Source organism: Halpernia frigidisoli, assembly GCF_900113805.1.
GTDB lineage: Bacteria > Bacteroidota > Bacteroidia > Flavobacteriales > Weeksellaceae > Halpernia > Halpernia frigidisoli.
This window is the reverse complement of the sequence record NZ_FOQT01000001.1, coordinates 273,927-289,797: the sequence shown is the minus strand read 5'-3', so window position 1 is coordinate 289,797 and position 15,871 is coordinate 273,927. Positions and strand designations below refer to the sequence as shown.

The 15,871-nt window shown below is 34.1% G+C and carries 9 protein-coding genes; 3 read left to right on the top strand and 6 right to left on the bottom strand.

All coding sequences use genetic code 11. The features are described from left to right. Positions 1 to 111: 111 nt before the first annotated feature. The 6 genes from BM238_RS01360 to ccsA all read right to left on the bottom strand — a co-directional run bounded on the left by BM238_RS01360 (position 112) and on the right by ccsA (position 10,807). Entirely contained in the window at positions 112 to 369 is a 258-nt protein-coding gene (locus BM238_RS01360) for a SemiSWEET transporter (RefSeq protein ID WP_090078393.1), read from the bottom strand. A gap of 35 nt (positions 370 to 404) precedes the next feature. Next, complete coding sequence (locus BM238_RS01355) at positions 405 to 3,296, bottom strand: AsmA-like C-terminal region-containing protein (protein ID WP_090078392.1); 2,892 nt, start codon at positions 3,294 to 3,296, stop codon at positions 405 to 407. A 135-nt stretch (positions 3,297 to 3,431) separates the two neighbouring features. Continuing rightward, positions 3,432 to 5,669 carry a xanthine dehydrogenase family protein molybdopterin-binding subunit gene (locus tag BM238_RS01350; RefSeq protein WP_090078391.1) on the bottom strand — a complete coding sequence of 746 codons (2,238 nt, stop codon included), beginning with the start codon at positions 5,667 to 5,669 and terminating at the stop codon, positions 3,432 to 3,434. Positions 5,670 to 5,674: 5 nt separating this feature from the next. Beyond that, entirely contained in the window at positions 5,675 to 6,697 is a 1,023-nt protein-coding gene (locus BM238_RS01345; protein WP_090078390.1) for an FAD binding domain-containing protein, read from the bottom strand. Then, positions 6,684 to 7,175, bottom strand: coding sequence for a (2Fe-2S)-binding protein (locus BM238_RS01340; RefSeq protein ID WP_090078389.1), 492 nt, complete (start codon positions 7,173 to 7,175; stop codon positions 6,684 to 6,686). Before BM238_RS01340 ends, BM238_RS01345 begins: the two co-directional genes overlap by 14 nt. Positions 7,176 to 7,441: 266 nt before the next feature. Next, positions 7,442 to 10,807 (bottom strand): cytochrome c biogenesis protein, encoded by a 3,366-nt coding sequence (gene ccsA / locus BM238_RS01335; RefSeq protein WP_090078388.1) that lies wholly within the window; start codon positions 10,805 to 10,807, stop codon positions 7,442 to 7,444. A gap of 133 nt (positions 10,808 to 10,940) precedes the next feature. Between ccsA and BM238_RS01330 the strand changes: the two genes are divergently transcribed. From BM238_RS01330 to BM238_RS01320, 3 genes are all read left to right on the top strand, one after another. Then, complete coding sequence (locus tag BM238_RS01330) at positions 10,941 to 13,361, top strand: FtsK/SpoIIIE family DNA translocase (protein WP_090078387.1); 2,421 nt, start codon at positions 10,941 to 10,943, stop codon at positions 13,359 to 13,361. A gap of 287 nt (positions 13,362 to 13,648) precedes the next feature. Further along, positions 13,649 to 14,305, top strand: a complete 657-nt coding sequence (locus tag BM238_RS01325; protein WP_394333969.1) for an outer membrane lipoprotein periplasmic chaperone LolA1 — start codon at positions 13,649 to 13,651, stop codon at positions 14,303 to 14,305. Positions 14,306 to 14,374: 69 nt separating this feature from the next. Beyond that, positions 14,375 to 15,829, top strand: coding sequence for an LptF/LptG family permease (locus BM238_RS01320; protein WP_090078386.1), 1,455 nt, complete (start codon positions 14,375 to 14,377; stop codon positions 15,827 to 15,829). The last annotated feature ends 42 nt before the right edge of the window (positions 15,830 to 15,871 follow it).

The window sequence follows — 15,871 nt, the reverse complement described above, 5'->3', positions numbered from 1 at the left end:
TAAAATGAAAAGATATTGATACGTCCCATTTTTAATGATTTAAATTATTTAATATCTGATAATTAGCTCTTTAAATAACTGAAAATATTAAAAATGATTTTAGTTAAATTATTATTTTTTTCTGTAAATAATGTAAGATATCAAAAGACAGATATTTACCAAAACCGCAAATGCATTAGATAAAATAATTGGCAATTCATCCTTTAAAAAACCATACCAAACCCAAAGTGACAAACCTGAGATCAAGGTCAAAATCATCACGAGCGACAGATCTTTTACATCTTTTTCCTTTAAAACTTTTATTAATTGCGGCAACATCGCGACTGACGTAATCGCACCAGCTACTAAACCCAAAATATTTTCATCCATCTCTTTTTCTTAATATTTAATATCTTCTAAAAATCCTATTTTTTCTTTACGTCCGTCGAAATTTTATTTTCAGCAGTTTTCGCTTTCTTTTCCTGTGCTTCCTGATCTCTTCTTTGCTGTCTCCTGGATTTTTTTTCTGCCCTTTTTTCCTGACGAATCACTTTGTTTGACTTTGTATTATATAAAGCGTCCACAATTCCCTGTCCTGTTTTGCTAAAAATTTTAATTTTAGGATCAGCCTGAGTTCCAGTCACCACGATCGGGAAACCGATCCATCCGCCGGGCGGAAGTCCAACTCGGATTTGCAGATCCAAAAGTCCATTAAAACTACTAGTCCCACTGATCGTAGGTCGAAGCAACGAAACTTTAAAGGTAAATTCATCGATATGAATGAGATTTTTTGAAATATGCGTTTCGATATTAACACCTTTCATGTCGGGATCGTTAAAGGCTTTTGCACCAATACTGTTTCCAACAGTTGAAAGCATTTTCAGATTTTTGACTTCCACATCTCTAAGATTTACCAAACCACCACCTTCTAAGGACGGATAAATAGGCGTCATATTTTTATCAAAATCACCTTTTAATTTGTAATCTATGGCAACAATTCCCTTCACATCTTTTGCCGCGGTCGCCATTTTCCGCACCATTTCGATTTCTTTGTAAGCTCTTTGAACATTAAAATCCTGAACTTTTAAAGCGATATCAAAATTTGCGGTCAAAGGTGTTTCATCCTGATAACGCGCATCAACATTCATTTTACTGCCAATGATATTGAAATCTGTATTTTTTAAATAAACCTGTCCTTTGCTAATTGACGCTAAACCTTTCAGATCATTTAAATTTAAACCTTTAAAATCTACTTTTTTTACATTCGCTTCCAGACTTACGTCGAGATTTTTTGGTACGATAACCACGCCGCTGCTTTTAGGATTTTCAGCTTTGGCATAATCAACTTCAATTGATTTATTAGTATTATCACCTTTTTGCAACGCCATAAATTCATCAACTAAAATATAATTGGAATTCATCACAAACTTCCCATGAAGCGTCCCTTTTCTCTCTATAAAATAATTAATTGTATTTAAAAGATAGCCGTTTAAAGCAAAATCAGATTTTCCATAAGTTGCATTAAATTTCCTGAACCACATTTTCTCATTCTCAAACTGAAAATTTCCTTCTTTTATGTAAAATGATTTCGGTAGATATTCTGTGGTGGCTTTTATATCTTTTAAAATTAATGTCCCTTTGTTATTAAGTTTGCTGTATTGACCGGTTGTTGCATAACTTTGTTTACCATCTAAAAATAAATTTGCCATAATTAAACCCGAAACATCGAGGCCTTTTTTGGCAAAAACCTTATAAATTCTTCCCACGTTTAGAGTTCCTTTCGCAGTAACTTTATATAAAAGATCTTCAAAATTTTGCAAATCTGCGGTTACAAAGACGGGATTTCCTTCAAAATCAAACTTAAAGGGATTTAGATTTACACCCAGACTTTTAAAAGTGCCATCCGTGTTATTAATTTTCGCATCGATATTGATATTCTGAACGGGATTTGGATAATATTTTGTTTTAAGAAAACCTTCTTTTAATGTTATAAATCCTTTTGTAATGGGAAACAATTTTTTATCTAAATTAAAAATACCATTTGATTGGATATTCGTATTTATAAAACCTTTCATCTGAATATTTTCTAAACCTAAAGTCTGCTGCAATGTTTGTAAATTTAAGGCACCTTTTATATCTGCATTGATCTGCATTTCTTTTAAACCCTTTGTTTTTACAACCGCACGGAAATTATTATTTTTTCCCAGATCGAACATTAAATTCTTTAAGTTTAAACCTAAATTGTCAGTATTTAAAGACGGCAAATCGACAGAAAGATCCATATTCAGATTTTTCATCGGAACCTGCGCACCTCCGCTGGAAACAAAACCATCTTTAACTAAAAGACTGGCTTTCAAATTCGGTTTAAGATTTTTTGATGGGATAAATTTTCCTTTCAAACTAAAGAAAAAATCACTGTTACCTTCAATTTTCGAATTTTTTCCCCAATCTAAGTATTGCGGCGGCAAAACGGAAATCATGTCACGAATGGTCGTTTTCTCGGAAGCTGCGTTGATATTAAGATCATATCCTTCTTTTAAAATACTAAAAAAGCCGGTAAATTTTAAAGGTAATTCGTTGATCCTCAATTCATTTTTTCTTAAAACAAATGTCAACGCGTTGGTATTAATTCTTGTAATTAAATCAGCGTGAATTTTTTTCTGCTGAGAATAATAAATTCTGTCTAAGCTGAAATCTAAAGTATTAATATCCAGATTTGTATCAAGATCAAAAACATCTTTACTAAAACCGCCTTTTCCGGTATAATTTAAACCTTTTGCATCGACTAAAATTTTTGCGGCTTGGTCGATGTATTTAAGATGGATATTTTCAAATTTGATAAGGTCGAGTTTAATGGAAGCGCCTTTGCCTGTGGAATCTGCCGGTTTATTGCTCGGTGTAGAAACGTAAACATTATAATTAGCCTGGCCTTTTGAATTTACAAAAACATTGGCGTAAGAATCTGTAATGTATATTTCATCGATCTTAACTGTTCTGTTAAAAATAAGATCTTTTAAGTTAATTCCTGCAGAAACTTCTTTTGCCGTTAATAAAGTGTCCTGCTGAAAAGGCGCGGAACCTTTTAAAAGCAAATCATCAATGGTGACCGTAAGCGAGGGAAAATGTTTAAAAAAAGTGAGATGCGTTTTCTTATAATCTAATTTTGCTGCAAGATGTTTATTGGCGATCAATTTTACCTGCTGAGAAATAGTTCCCGGAAATAAAAGAGGAATTATAAACATTAAAAATAAAACTGAAACCACAGAAATACCGATCCATTTCAGAACTTTTAATGTTAAATTTTTAAATTTATCCATAAAAAACTTTGGCTTTTAATTTTAGTTTGAGACTTTATAAAAAGCGAAAAGCATCTAAAATTAAGCCATTAAAATCATGAATTTTTTACTTATAGATTAAATGATAAATAAAACTATTACCTGATATTTTTTGTTTTAAATAAGTTCATTAAAATGGATCGGCAGGTTGTTCATTCTTTTACCAGTCGCGTGGTATATGGCGTTTGCAATTGCCGGCGACATAGAACAAAGACCAATTTCTCCCACTCCCTTTATACCAAGTTCATTTATGATCTCATCCTTTTCCTCCACAAAAATTACATCTAATTGATGAACATCGGCATGCGTGGGAATATGATACTCACCTAAATTAGTATTAAGATGTCTTCCAAAATTATGATCCGTAAGTGTTTCTTCAAATAAAACCTTGCTTATTCCCCAGATCATACCGCCCTTTATTTGGCTTGCAGCAGTTTTAGGATTTATTATTTTCCCCGCTGCGACCGCTGTTAAAGCACGCGTCACAGTAATAACACCCAATTCTTCATCCACTTCTACTTCTACAAAAGCGGCACTGTGAGCAGCACTGGTATATTTTTTTTTCTTTGAATTATTAAGTGAATTAAACTTTTTTTCTTTAATATTTTTTCCGCCATTAAAAGCGACAATATCTACAAATGCGATTTTTTTAGAATTGTCATTTTTTAAAAATATTTCAGCACCTTGAAATTCCACATCCTGAAACTTGCTGGATAAAAATGGTGAGTTGTCCATTTTTTTTGCAATTTTAAATAAGGTTTTCTGTAATTTATTACAAGCAGCTTTTACAGCCGAACCTAAAATTCCGGTTGTGTAAGAACCGCCTTGTATAGGCGATAACGGAAGCGAGCTGTCTCCGTAAATAAAATTTACATCTTCAATATCAACGCCCATACTGTCAGAGGCAATCTGTGTCATTACCGTTAAGGTACCCGTTCCAATGTCGGTCACAGCACTTTTTACCGTTAATTTTCCCTCAGCATCAATTTCTGCGGAAGCACGGGTTGGGATCGTCATAACTTCCCAAATTCCAGAGCTCATACCTGTTCCTACAAGTCTTTTCCCTCTTTTAGTAGATCTTGGTGCTGGATTTCTGTCATTCCACCCAAATTTGTCAGCGCCCTGAAGATAACATTGCATTAGTTCCTTGCTGGAGAAAGGCTTATCTGTACTTACATCACGTTCAGAATAATTAAGAATTCTAAATTCCAGAGGATCAATATTATTTTGATAAGATAGCTGATCAATAGTGGATTCGATGGCATGCATCGCCGTACTTCCGCCAGGAGCCCGCATATCCAATGGTGAAGAATTATCTAAAGGAACTAATTGATAATCTGTTTTGGTATTTTCTGCCGGATAAAGAATATTTCCCCAATTCACAATATTCTCTGAATAATCTTCATACTGAGAAGTTTCACATAACGCCTGATGATAAAGCGCCACCACTTTTCCATCTTTATCAGTCGCAAACTTTGTATTCTGAACAGATTTAGGACGATAACCAAATGTAAACATCTGCGCACGATCCATTGTAACGCGTACGTTTCTTTTTAATGCAATAGATGCCATTACGCTCATAAAAACCTGATATTGTGGGCGCAAACCAGAACCAAATCCCCCACCTACATAAGTTGAGATTACGCGTACATCTTTATAATGCAAACCAAAAACATTGCCGATATAAACCTGACAGTTATTTGTTCCCTGTGTTTTATCGTAAACGGTAATTTTACCATCTCCTTCATAAACTGTTGTCGTTGCAAATAATTCCAAAGGGTTATGATGTTGCTCCTGATGGATAAACTGACCCTGATATTGTGAATTTGAATTACTGTAAGACTTATCAAAATCTCCTCTTTTGATTTCCGGCGTAGGCATAATTAGTTGAAGAAGTCCCTTTTTTGGAGGTCTTGCCAAATCTAAATTTGTTATAAGATCAGTTTTAAAAGTCTCTTCTTCATATTTTACAACAATTAATGATGCTGCATAACGCGCGATTTCAAAAGTTTCTGCAACGACTAAAGCAATTGGTTGTCCATTATAAAAAATTTCATCGTTGTACAACGGTTTAAGTGGAACACCTTGTGGCGCATCCATATCAGAATACATAATATCAAACCATGCTAATTTTGGTCTTTTTTTGTGGGAAAATATTTCTATTACACCTTTCAGCGATCTTGCAGCTTTTTCATCAATTTCGATAATTTTTCCCTTAGTTATGGTGCTGTTAACAATGTAACCCTGCAATAAATTTGGCACATTATATTCGCCGGAATATTTTGCAGAACCTGTTACTTTTTGCACGCCTTCCAGTCTGCTTAGGGGATTTCCTATTTGCTTTAATTTTTCCATGGTAATTATAATGCAGGTTTAGCGCCCGGTCTTTGAGATTCTGTTGGATCTAATGCCATTAAACAGTTTCTAACAATAGCTTTTTTTGACAATTCTATTTTGAAATCATTATCACCGAAACCTTTTGCTCCTTTGATGATCATTTCTGCTGCTGTCCGGAAATTTTCTTCATCAGGTTTTTTATCGATAAGAAAATCTTCTGCTTCTTTCACTCTCCAGGGTTTATGAGCAATGCCACCTAAGGCAATTCTCGCTTTTTTTATAAGTCCGTTTTCCAGTTTTAAACCAGTTGCTACGCTTATTAGAGCAAATGCGTACGAAGAACGATCTCTTAACTTTAAATAAGAAAAATTTTCCGCAAAACCCTCTTTTGGTAAAATGATACCCGTAATTAGTTCATCTTCTGCCAATGTATTATCTATTTCCGGCGTTTCTCCTGGTAGAGTATGAAAATCTTCAAATTTTATAAGTCGTTCACCATTTAAACCTTTTACCTGAATTACCGCCTCCAAAGCAGCCAAACCAACACACATATCTGAAGGAAAAACAGCAATACATTTTTCACTGGTTCCTAAAATAGCGTGCATTCTGTTAGAGCCTTCTATTGCGGGACAACCAGAGCCCGGATTTCTTTTATTACATGGCAAAGCAGCATCATAAAAATAATAACACCTTGTTTTTTGGAGTAAATTTCCACCGTTTGTGGCACTGTTTCTTATTTGTGCGGAAGCACCAGCTAAAATAGATCTGGATAACAAAGGGTATTTTTCTTCAACTACAGGATGATGAGCTGTTTCTGCATTTGTAAGCAAAGCTCCAAGAAAAAAACTACCATCTGCAGTTTCATTTTCCGTGGTCAAGTCCTGCAATTCATTAATGTCTATTAAAGTATCAGGATTCAAAAGATCATATTTCCAAAGGTCTATCAAATTTGTACCGCCAGCTAAAAATTTTGAATTTTGCAGATTAGAAATATTATGAAGCGCTTCTTCAGAATTAGAAATCTTTAGATATTTAAAGTTGTTCATAATGATTTTTTTTAACGTCCATTATTGCATCGATGATATTACTGTTAGCTCCGCATCTGCAGAGGTTTCCGCTCATTGAATCCTGAATTTCTTCACGCGTTTGTGCCTTTCCTTCCTCAAGCATTGCAACTGCGCTGCAGATCTGACCTGGTGTACAATAACCGCATTGAAAAGCATCGTGCTCTATAAAAGCTTTTTGCACAGGATGAAGATCTTCTCCATTCGCGATTCCTTCTATCGTTTTTATTTCAGAACCATGCTTGCTAACAGCTAAAGTCAGACAGGAAAGAACCCTTTTTCCATCCACAATTACGGTACAAGCACCACATTGCCCATGATCACAGCCTTTCTTTGTACCTGTTAAATCACAGTGATCACGCAAAACATCTAAAAGACAAACCCACGGTTCTATCTCAATATTTTGTGGTTTTCCGTTTATCTTTAAATTTATATTATGGACTAATTGTTCGGTCTGCATAATTGAATTGAATTTTTATTAAATAAATCCTAAAGTTATCTACACAAAAATATTAAAAAAAATTATTTCTTAAAACGAATTTTTTCAACAAAATGAAAAAAAATTAGATTTTGAAAATGCAGTACAATTTTTAAAAATAAAATTTTTAAAACATAGTTTTATGACACTGACTATTTATCGGAAGAAGATAAAAATCTTAACAATCGATTTTTGAAATAGAATTTAAAGCAAAAAAAATCCTGAAAATTAAATTTCAGGATCTTCTTTTATTTTTTTAAAATTTTAAATTTTATATAAGAAGCAATCGACAGAGCGAGCATAAATCCAAGTCCGAGATAAACCCAAACCGGAACCGGAATCGGATCTCCCGTCGCATAAGAATGCAAACCAGACAAATAATAATTTACACCAAAATAAGTCATCACCATCGAGCAAAACGCAAACATTGCTGCTACGTGAAAAGCCCATCTGCTCCGCAAACCTGGAACTAAACGCATATGCAAAACGAAAGCATAAACCATAATTGAGATAAATGCCCAGGTTTCTTTCGGATCCCAGCTCCAATATCTTCCCCAGGATTCATTTGCCCAAATTCCACCTAAGAAATTTCCGACAGTTAAAGCAAAAAGTCCAACGGTAAGTGACATTTCAGAAACAATGGTTAATTCTTTTAAAGTCGTATCGTGGTGGAAATCGTAAAGTTTTTTGTTTGAAATAATATAAAAAACCAAAGTGATCACTGCAATGATCATTGACAAAGCAAAAAAGCCATAGCTTGAAGTAATAATTGCCACGTGAATGATCAGCCAGTAAGATTTTAAAACCGGAACAAGTGGCGTAATCTGCGGATCCAAAGCCGAACCGCCATGCGCAAATCCCATCATAATAACCGCAACCATAAATCCTGCTGCAGGAATTAAAGCATTTGAAGCGTTCGAAGTATCAATCAATTTTGCTGAATTTGCTGCGCTTATTTCCTTTAAATTTGGTCTTCCCAAACCGAAATAAAAGACCAAACCTACAGTAATTCCTACCCACGAAATAAATATAATAGCTTCGTAACCATTACTCCAAGGTGCATGTCCCGAAATATACCATCTTGCAATTAATCCCAAAAAGTGTAAAATATAACCTGCAACACCCAGATAAATAAATCCTTTTATTACTTTATTTAAAATTTTATTTGGTTTAAATAACTCTACAAAACCTAGAATCAAAAGCAAACTTCCAATAAGGGTATAGAAAATTAAAAGTTTAAAATTCAGATTCACTTTGTTCATAAAAACTTCCAGCTTAACTTTAGAAGCAGACGGCGAAACATTTTTACCCCATAACTGCTGATAATCTGAAAGCGTTTTTAATTCTGAATCTGCTTTACTCCAGTCTCCGGTCTGTTCGGCATCTAAAACCGAAGAAAAATAGGGTCCCATCACTTTTTGTGAAACTTCATCAGGTTCCATGGTTTTATCCAACCAGGAATGCCAGGTGTTATTTGGATCATTTTGAACCGGTACAATTCGCATGAACTGACCGCTAAAAAATTCATTAAATGCCTGAACGCGGTCATTTACTGCAATTACTTCTTTATCATAATTAGTTTGATCGCCCGGTTTTTTCCTAAAAGCTGCATTATAATCTTCTTCTAAAACATAGTGTAGATTTCCTGCGCCATCAGAAGGAAACATTGACATCAATGTCGTATAACCTTCTTCGTTGGCTTTTGTTTTTTTCTGCAAAAGATCGCCACCTTTAGGACCAACAAAAATCATCGGAACCATTGTCCAACTCGGTGTATCTGTATTTATGGAAAGAAACCATTGGTTTGCTGTCAAAGATTTACCGTCGCTCCCTTTAAATTCGTCTTTTTTGTATAATTTTCTTAAAACATCGAGTGCCTGAGTATTGATCGGAACAATTCGGCCTTCATAATTTTGAACTAATAAATAACCAAATTTATCCGCGTGGGCTTTATCAATGTGATTTTTGGAAATAATAGCATCTGCTGTAATGACCTGAGCTGTTTTTAATGGACCAACTACCCTTTGTTCAACATCTGGATTTTGAGAAGTTAATAGATCCGCTTCGCCATGATTATGTCCGTCTGCGCTTGAATGAATATTTTCACTGCTTCCATCGGTGGTGGAATGTGTTTCAATTTTCTGAGCATTTAAGCCAAAAGAAAAAAGTAACAGCACTAACATTGTCATTTTTTTTCTTTTTACCGCTTTAAGGTTTTTATGTAATTTCCAGAAGTGTGTTCCTTTCCAGAATAATGTTAAAAATAAACTTAAAAATAAAAGATTATATCCTAAATAAGTGACCTGAGTTCCCCAAAAATCATGATTTGCGGAAAGAATTGTTCCCTTTCTGTCAGGATCAAAACTGGACTGGTAAAAACGGTAACCGTCATTGTTTAAAACATGATTCATATAAATTTTATAGGGCTCAGATTTGCCTTTATCAACAACCTGAACGTGTGATTCATACGCTGAAGGTGAGGAACTTCCCGGATAAGTTTCCATTACAAATTTATCCAGTTTTAAGGAAAACGGCGTGTTGTAAATTTTTGGTCCATAACCTAAAATAATATTTAAACCGTCAATGGTAATTTGTTTGTAAGCATTAGGATTTCCCTTTTCCACAGAAAGCTGCACATTCTGTTTGGTTTTTGGCCCCTGAACTTCTACACTTAGCATATCGTTCAGGTTTTTATCTTTCATTTTATCACCTTCAAGCTGAATAAGTTTCCCTTTTCTTACCGGTTCTGGCAATACTAATTTAAGATCTTTTATGGTATATAAGCTTCGTAATACAAGTGGTTGAAATTCATTTTTCTTAGTAGAACCTGTTTTTTGCGTAAGCATCGTCATAAATGCCGCATCTTCAGGTGTTTTTATAAGCATCGTTCCGCTTGTATCATTAAATTCAATCGCACCGTCAATTGCTCTGTTGTAGGTAACTAATGTCCCATTTAAACTTTGTGCGTCACCAGATTTTAAGTATAAATTTTGTCTTCCGGTTTCACCAGCTGTGACGATATGAAGATAATCTGCTCCATTTGGAGAAATTAGCAAACTGTCTTTTTTCCGTTGTATGTATGAAAGCTGCTTTACTGAAACTTTTTTACCGTGGTAATCATAAGAGGCCTTAAAATTATGTGGCGAAATTTTACCAATATAAGAATTTTCACGCGCTGCATCCGGGATCATCATATAAGGAACTTCGGGATAACTTAAATCTTCGCCAAGCTCACCGATCTGTATCTTAAAAAAATTTTTATCTGTTATAATTTCATTGCTGGTTGCACCTTCACGAATATGCATTTGTCCTTCAAAACTCACATATCTCGTTAATGCACCGCCAATAAAGATAAAAACAAAAGCCAGGTGAAATCCTAAAACAGACCATTTTTCTCTGCGAAAAAGTCTGTATCGGAACATATTACCAATGAAATTTAAAATCAAAAGTACCATGATCAACTCAAACCACTTCGCCTCATATATCAAAGCCTTTGCTGCAGGCGTTCCGTAATTATTTTCAAGAAATGTAGCGTAAGCCATTGAAAAGGCATACAATAATAAAAGAACGGCCATTGTTCTGGTAGAAATCAGAATACTCTGGATTTTATTCATAAGAAAAATAATTGACAACAAAAATAAGCATGATAATTAAGATAGACTAATAATTTGCCTTTTTTAAGCTTGATATTAATCAGATAATTTAAGGATTTTCAGTAAAAAATATTAAATTTGCCCCACTTGCATTATGGAAAAAAAAACTAAAATCACCGGCCAAACCAATTCTCAATCTTCAAAGATCCTTTCAAAACCACGGATTTTTTTCGGTGTTTTATTTAGTGTAATCTCCATAGTTCTTACATTTTCATTCATTTCTTATTTAATGAAATGGAAAAGTGATCAAAGTCAGGCGGGAACTTTACTCGATAAAACGATAAAATCTACCAATGTTTTTGGTAAAATAGGTGACTGGCTCGGCAACTTTTTCATTTTCGAAAGTCTTGGTATTGCCGCTTTTATTGTGGCATTTCTCTGTTTGGTTACCGGACTTTTAATAATGAAAAAAAATTATTTTAAACCCTGGAAAACATTTGGCCATTCTTTATTTTTCATTTGCTGGATACCCGTTTTTATGGGTGCTGTAACCGGCGGTTCAGGTGTTTTAAGTGGTGTTTATGGTTTTCAGATCATGGATTTTTTAAATTCAATCATAGGAACTTTCGGTTTATGGATGGTACTTTTAGTGAGCATCGGTCTTTATTTTGTGCTTGAATTTAACCTGAATCCGACAAACGTTAAATCTAAACTTAATGATTTAAATGACAATACTTTGGGTCGGGTTAAAAGTATGATGCCAAAATCCTCAGAAAAATTTGAAGCAGACGAAGAACTAGAAATAGAAAATGAAGAGGAAAAATTAGTTGAGAAAGAATTTGCTGTTCAAAACACATCTTTTCAGACACCTTTAAATTTAAACGTAACGAGTGATATTGAACCAATTCAAACACCTAATCAAACTTCATTTACTTCTGCACCGGTTACTTTTGAAAAACCACAGATAACAGAAAAAGAAGACAATTTTAAATTTGAAGTGGAAATTCCAAAAGAAGATTTAAATGAATACGATAGAAAAGCGCAGGATTTAGTTCAAAAACATGGCGAATACGACCACCGTTTAGAACTAGCGAAATTTCAAATGCCAACTATTGATCTTTTAAAAGATTATGGACCGGAAGAAATCCACGTTAATCAGGAAGAATTAGAGGAAAATAAAAATAAAATTGTCGGTTTACTTAAAACTTTTAACGTCGGAATTGCTGAAATAAAAGCGACAATTGGACCAACTGTTACTTTATATGAAATCGTTCCGGAAGCGGGAATTCGCGTTTCTGCCGTGAAAAAATTACAGGATGATATTGCTTTAAATCTTTCCGCTTTGGGAATTAGAATTATTGCACCAATGCCCGGAAAAGGAACAATTGGAATTGAAGTCCCACGAAAAAATCCGACGATGGTTTCTATACGTTCCGTGATTGCTTCGGCGAAATTTCAAAATACGGATATGGATCTGCCGGTTGTTTTTGGCAAAACAATTTCCAATGAAGTTTTTATGGCAGATTTATCAAAAATGCCGCATTTGTTAATGGCAGGTGCAACAGGACAAGGAAAATCTGTGGGAATCAACGCGATTTTAACGTCGCTTTTATTTAAAAAACACCCGAGCGAATTAAAATTTGTAATGGTCGATCCGAAAAAAGTGGAACTGTCGCTTTATTCTAAAATTGAACGCCATTATTTAGCAAAACTTCCAGACGGTGAAGATGCAATTATTACTGATACACATAAAGTTATTAACACTTTAAACTCACTTTGCGTTGAAATGGATCAACGTTACGATCTGCTTAAAAATGCTTTTTGTAAAAATATAAAAGAATATAACAGTAAATTTTCCCAACGCAAATTAAATCCTGAAAATGGACACCGTTATTTGCCTTACATCGTTTTGGTAGTGGATGAATTTGCAGATTTAATTATGACCGCAGGAAAAGAAGTGGAACAACCAATCGCCCGTTTGGCGCAACTCGCAAGAGCCGTCGGAATTCACTTAATTGTGGCCACACAAAGACCTTCCGTGAATGTAATTACCGGAATGATAAAAGCAAATTTCCCGGCCAGAGCTGCGTTTCGTGTAATTTCAAGTGTTGATTCCAGAACGATTTTAGATTCTCCAGGCGCAGATCAATTGATTGGAAAAGGCGATATGCTTTATTTTAATGGAAATGAGATTTTGCGTTTGCAATGTGCGTTTGTAGATACACCTGAAGTTGAAAGATTGGCAGATTTTATAGGCGAGCAAAAAGGTTACGCAAGTGCTTTTATGTTGCCGGAATATTCTGCGGATGAAACTATTTCTACCGTTGGCGCATTTGATCCAAATGAAAAAGATGTGCTTTTTGAAGACGCAGCAAGAATTGTTGTTTCGACTCAACAAGGTTCAACTTCTATGTTGCAGAGACAATTAAAACTGGGCTATAACCGCGCAGGAAGAATTATGGATCAGTTGGAAGCGTGTGGAATAGTTGGTGGATTTAATGGTGCAAAAGCCAGAGAAGTTCAAATTTCTGATCTGCATTCGCTGGATAATTTCTTGGAAGAATTGAGGAAATAGGTTTAGATTTTAGGAAATTAAATTTTTTCTTAATTTCAAACTTAAAAATAATCTTCAAAAATAGCCCCGATTGAAGTGGAAATCCTTCTATAAATTTTGAAAAATTTTATAAAAGATTGCAACGGAAAGCGGGACGGACTTTCGGAAAATGCAAAATTGTGTTGCTTCTAAATAATGTCCTGATTTTCAAATTCATGATTTCTTGGCGTACTTTTTGAAATTGGACTGACAGATTTCACTAACATTAAACAATGGTTTAACTTATTGAAACTTTCCTAATCTAAATTATGAAACCAAAAATTATGAGATTTTTAAATAAAATAACGCTTTCAATCTTCGCGCTAAGTTTTGCAGGATTTGCTACGGCACAGAAAATTGATGCAAAGTCAAAATCACTTTTAGATGCTGTAACCAAAAATTACAAATCTGATCAAAATTCTTATTTTAAGTTTATTTACGGATCAGGCAACGGCAAGGTCACGAAAACTGAACCAGGGATTTTTTATAGCCAGAGCGATAAATATAAACTGAAAATAATGGGATCTGAACAGATTTTTGACGGAAGTAAAATCTATAATATCAGCGAAGCAGACCATGAAGTGACGATTGCGAAACCAAATGGCGACGAAGCAATGTTTTCTCCGCTAAATTATCTGGAATCTTACAACAAAAATTATAACGTGAAATATGTTGGAAAAATCGCAGTAAATGGAATCAGTGCGGATAAGATACAATTGACACCAACAAAAAACAATGGTTTAAAATACGTTTATCTTTATGTAAATTCAGGTAAAAATCAATTGGTGAAGCTTGAGCAATTTTCAAAAGATAACAATATTTCTGTAATCGCGATCACTGATTATAAAGAAAATCAGAAACTTGCTTCCGACATGTTTTCTTTCAATAAGAACAATTATAAAAATTATATCATTACAGAACTTTAAATTTTATAAATTCTGTTAAAAAATAAGCCTTAAAGTAAAACTTTGAGGCTTTTTGTTTAAATTTGGCGCATGTTTAAAAAACTGGATTGGTATATCATTAAAACTTTTTTCGGGCCCTTTATTTTTATTTTCAGTGTGCTGTTTTTTATCTTCATTGTCAATATTATATGGATTCAACTCGGTCAGTTTTTGGGTAAAGGTTTAAGCTACTGGGAAATTTTAAAACTCCTTTTTTATATGGGAGTTAGTGTAATAACGCTTGTTTTGCCTTTGACAATACTACTTTCTTCGATAATGACTTTTGGGACTTTGGGTGAACAGTATGAGCTTGCTGCGATGAAAGCTGCGGGTATTTCTCTGACCAGAATTATGCTTCCCCTATTTTTTACGGTCTCATTTTTAGCTGTTTTACTCTTCTTTTTTTCAAACAATATTATCCCCGATTTTCAGCGAAAGGCGAAAAATATGTTTTATAATATTGCTGCTACAAAACCTGCTTTAAACTTCACGCCGGGACAGTTCATCGATCAAATACCCGGTTTTCAAGTGAAATTTGACAAAATTACCGGTGAAAAAGGAGAAAGAATTGAAGGAGTTTTCGTTCATAAAAAAGCCAATTCATACGAAGATCAACAATCAATTGTTGCAAAACGCGGAAAATTCACACCTGGAAAAGATAAAAATTATCTGAAACTGGTGCTTTACGACGGTTATATTTTTGATGATAATATCAGCAATAAAGATTACCGTGAACGACAAAAACAGCCTGACCAGTCTATAAAATTTGACACTTTGGTTTCACATTTTGATATCAGCGAATTAATAAAAAATGCACTGGAAGATCAAAAAATTACAGATGATTATCGTTTTGAAAATTTTACCCAACTTAACAAAACAATTGTTCAAAACAGGAAAGACAATAAGGTGAATTTTAGCGGAATTGGCGATGAATTTGTTAGTCAGACAAATAATTATATCAGCTATGTTGATGTAGTAAAAAGTAAAAAACCTGTAGTTCAGCAAATAAAACTTGACACTGTAAAAGAAAAAAATAAGCTTGATGTCTTGCTTTCTGCTTATACCAAAATCCAGAATTTAAAAAATGTAAATGTTGGAAAACAGGATCAAATATTACAAACAATAAAATATTACAGCCGTGTTGTGATGTATCAGCAAAGAATTTTTGCCTATTCTTTTACCTGCATAATATTCTTTTTAATTGGCGCCAGTTTAGGTTCGATAATAAGAAAAGGTGGTTTGGGATTACCGGTTGTAATGGCGATTATAGTTTTTATAATCTTTTACGTAATAAATCTTACGGTAGAAAACCTCGCCTGGACAGGGAAATTTAACCCTTACACAGCGGCGTGGCTTCCAAATATAGTCTTATTTCCTTTCGGAGTTTGGCTTACTTATAAAGCTTTAACAGATTCACAGGTATTTGATGCAGAGAAGTATAAAAGTTTTTTCAAACCTCTTATTTCGTTTCTCTCCAAAAGAAAAGAACACGAGAGATACCAGTAAAATTTTTAAAAATAAAAAAAAACGCTCAAAATAATTTGAGCG

Bases quoted from the DNA above. Each gene is read 5' to 3' on its own strand.
- BM238_RS01360 (WP_090078393.1), bottom strand. From the start codon at position 369: ATGGATGAAAATATTTTGGGTTTAGTAGCTGGTGCGATTACGTCAGTC.
- BM238_RS01355 (WP_090078392.1), bottom strand. From the start codon at position 3,296: ATGGATAAATTTAAAAATTTAACATTAAAAGTTCTGAAATGGATCGGT.
- BM238_RS01350 (WP_090078391.1), bottom strand. From the start codon at position 5,669: ATGGAAAAATTAAAGCAAATAGGAAATCCCCTAAGCAGACTGGAAGGC.
- BM238_RS01345 (WP_090078390.1), bottom strand. From the start codon at position 6,697: ATGAACAACTTTAAATATCTAAAGATTTCTAATTCTGAAGAAGCGCTT.
- BM238_RS01340 (WP_090078389.1), bottom strand. From the start codon at position 7,175: ATGCAGACCGAACAATTAGTCCATAATATAAATTTAAAGATAAACGGA.
- ccsA (WP_090078388.1), bottom strand. From the start codon at position 10,807: ATGAATAAAATCCAGAGTATTCTGATTTCTACCAGAACAATGGCCGTT.
- BM238_RS01330 (WP_090078387.1), top strand. From the start codon at position 10,941: ATGGAAAAAAAAACTAAAATCACCGGCCAAACCAATTCTCAATCTTCA.
- BM238_RS01325 (WP_394333969.1), top strand. From the start codon at position 13,649: ATGAAACCAAAAATTATGAGATTTTTAAATAAAATAACGCTTTCAATC.
- BM238_RS01320 (WP_090078386.1), top strand. From the start codon at position 14,375: ATGTTTAAAAAACTGGATTGGTATATCATTAAAACTTTTTTCGGGCCC.